Source organism: Pseudomonas sp. XP2, from assembly GCF_053557975.1.
The window spans coordinates 259702-262168 of sequence record NZ_JBNRIK010000003.1 but is presented as its reverse complement, the minus strand read 5'-3'; the positions used below and the strand labels follow the sequence as shown (position 1 = coordinate 262168).

The following is a 2467-nucleotide window of genomic DNA, read 5'->3' as shown; positions in this document are numbered from 1 at the left end:
CCCGCAAAATGCCCGGACCTGGCCATACAATGGTCAGCATGGGGACAACTGTGATGGACGTCATCTGGCAAGCAATCCAGGCCGAGTTCGCCGATGTCACCGATGAGCGCGAAGTGACGCGAATCCTCGTGCGGCTGCTTATGGCGGCAGTGCTTGGCGCTGTGCTGGGATTTGAACGTGAACACAAAGGCAAGTCTGCCGGCGTGCGCACCCACATGCTGGTTTCGCTGGGTGCGGCCCTGTTCGTGCTGGCGCCCAGCATGGCCGGGGCTGATGAGCAGGCGCTGAGCAGGGTGATCCAGGGCATCGTCGCCGGTATCGGTTTTCTGGGCGCGGGTACCATTCTCAAAGGAAACGGCCAGGACACCAGCCATGTGAAAGGCCTGACTACTGCCGCAGGGCTATGGATGACTGCAGCCATTGGTACCGCTGCCGGCATGGGGCGCGAAGCCACGGCGTTGATCAGCACGGTACTGGCCCTGCTGGTATTGGGCACGATGCCCATGCTGGTAGAAAAGGTAGAAGGACAGGGGGAGGAAAAGCAAAAGGAGGAGGAGTAGGGTGGGAAGCACTAAGGGGAACCGAAGCTCCCCCCAAAGCGTTGCTGCTTGCTCTTTTTATTATTGAGGCTGGCTTTTTGTTGTTTTTGTAAGCCTGCCTTGGTGTTGCGTGCGACCCCCATGCGGGGTCAAGAGCAAACGTATTTTTTTGAGCGCTGACCTGCTTTCATCATGGCTGATCCGAACCTGGCTGTAACTACCTCGAGGTAGTTTTATTGTTCTGTGCCAGACCGCGGGGTGTACCCCTGAAAAGCGTGTCGACTCCAAAAAGATCTGCTTGCTACGCCTCTGCCGTGTTGTTCTTGTTATGTCAGAGCCGTTACCTGTTGTTTTTATTGGGTGTCACATTTTTTTTGTTCTTGTACGAAAGATATAGCAGGGTGCGTGCCAACTTTTTTAAATCCTTTAAAATCAAGCGTTTGGCAATTTTTGGCAAAATCAGGCTGCCTGAAATTTTGTCGATTTGTTTCCCTGTTACCCGATTTTTTGCTGTGAAACGTGGGGGCGGTAACACTTCACCCACACGTATGTGACACCCGTGTGACTCAATGCGCGCTGCGCGCCCGCGCTACCCGCGACCCATTGCCACGGCCAAGCACACTGCTGATGCGCTGACCGGCGGCGATCAACCGGTCCAGGTCGATACCGGTGGCAATGCCCAACCCCTGGAGCAGGTACACCACATCTTCCGTGGCGATGTTGCCGGTAGCGCCTTTGGCGTATGGGCACCCACCCAGCCCGGCCACCGAGCTGTCGAACACGCTGATACCTTCGAGCAGGCTGGCATAGACGTTGGCCAACGCCTGGCCATAGGTATCATGAAAGTGCCCGGCAAGTTGCTCGCGCGGCACCTGGGCGGATACCACCTCGAACAGGCGGCGGGTATCGCCGGCGGTACCGGTGCCAATGGTGTCGCCCAGCGAGACCTCGTAACAGCCCATGTCATGCAGGGCGCGGGCTACCGGGGCCACCTGTTCGGCGCTGACCTTGCCCTCATAGGGGCAACCGAGTACGCACGACACATAGCCGCGCACGCGCACACCGTGGTTGTGCGCGGCCTCCATGATCGGTTCGAAGCGCTTGAGGCTGTCGCCGATCGAGCAATTGATGTTGCGCTGCGAGAACGCCTCGGAGGCGGCTGCGAACACCGCCACTTCCTTCACCCCGGCCGCCAGGGCGTCCTCGAAGCCGCGCAGGTTTGGCGCCAGTGCCGCATAGGTAACGCCGGGGCGTTGCTCAATACCGGCGAACACCTCGGCAGAGCCGGCCATCTGTGGCACCCACTTGGGCGAGACGAAACTGCCCACCTCGATATAGGCCAGGCCCGCCTCGGTGAGGTCGTCCACCAGGCGCACCTTGTCGGCAACGCTGATGGGCTGGGCTTCGTTCTGCAAACCGTCGCGGGGGCCTACTTCGACCAGACGGACTTCTTTGGGCAAGGGCATGGCGGGTTTCCTGTGGTGTTCAGCGGTTGTCTTTGTTGTTCAGGGTGGCGGCCAGGGCTTGCTCACAGCGCTCCTGGGCGGTGTCCAGCTCCAGTTGCATCTGGTGAATGTCGAGCATCTGCTGTTCCAGCTGTGCGCGCCGTTCGGCGATTTTCGCCAGCATGCTGTTGAGCTGCTTGAGGTTGCCGCTGGTGGGGTCGTACAGTTCGATCAGCTCGCGGCACTCGGCCAGCGAAAAGCCGATGCGCTTGCCGCGCAGGATGAGCTTCAGGCTGACCTTGTCGCGGGCCGTGTAGATACGTTCCAGGCCTCGGCGCTCGGGGCTCAGCAGGCCCTGCTCCTCGTAGAAGCGGATGGCGCGGGTGGTGATGTCCAGCTCGCGGGACAGGTCGGAGATGCTGTAGGTCTGGGTGCTCATGCTGGGGCTCGGCGTGGGGTATGCGTTTATCCTGACTGCAGGTT

Annotated in this window: 4 protein-coding genes; 1 reads left to right on the top strand and 3 read right to left on the bottom strand. The window is 60.0% G+C overall.

Annotated elements, in window-relative coordinates; genetic code table 11:
• The first annotated feature begins 53 nt into the window (after nucleotides 1–53).
• Nucleotides 54–560: an MgtC/SapB family protein gene (locus ACK1VC_RS05830; RefSeq protein WP_016487406.1), complete on the top strand. Its 507-nt coding sequence runs from the start codon at nucleotides 54–56 to the stop codon at nucleotides 558–560.
• Nucleotides 561–879: 319 nt separating this feature from the next.
• Here the strand turns inward: ACK1VC_RS05830 and ACK1VC_RS05825 are convergent, their stop codons facing one another.
• From ACK1VC_RS05825 to ACK1VC_RS05815, 3 genes are read right to left on the bottom strand one after another with little or no spacing between them, the layout of a single operon-like run.
• A complete protein-coding gene (locus ACK1VC_RS05825) occupies nucleotides 880–1083 on the bottom strand; it encodes a hypothetical protein (RefSeq protein ID WP_134792736.1) in 204 nt (67 codons plus the stop codon).
• 22 nt (nucleotides 1084–1105) lie between these two features.
• Nucleotides 1106–2005, bottom strand: coding sequence for a hydroxymethylglutaryl-CoA lyase (locus ACK1VC_RS05820; RefSeq protein ID WP_023046995.1), 900 nt, complete (start codon nucleotides 2003–2005; stop codon nucleotides 1106–1108).
• Nucleotides 2006–2024: 19 nt separating this feature from the next.
• Nucleotides 2025–2423, bottom strand: a complete 399-nt coding sequence (locus tag ACK1VC_RS05815) for a MerR family transcriptional regulator (RefSeq protein WP_016487404.1) — start codon at nucleotides 2421–2423, stop codon at nucleotides 2025–2027.
• Nucleotides 2424–2467 lie beyond the last annotated feature (44 nt).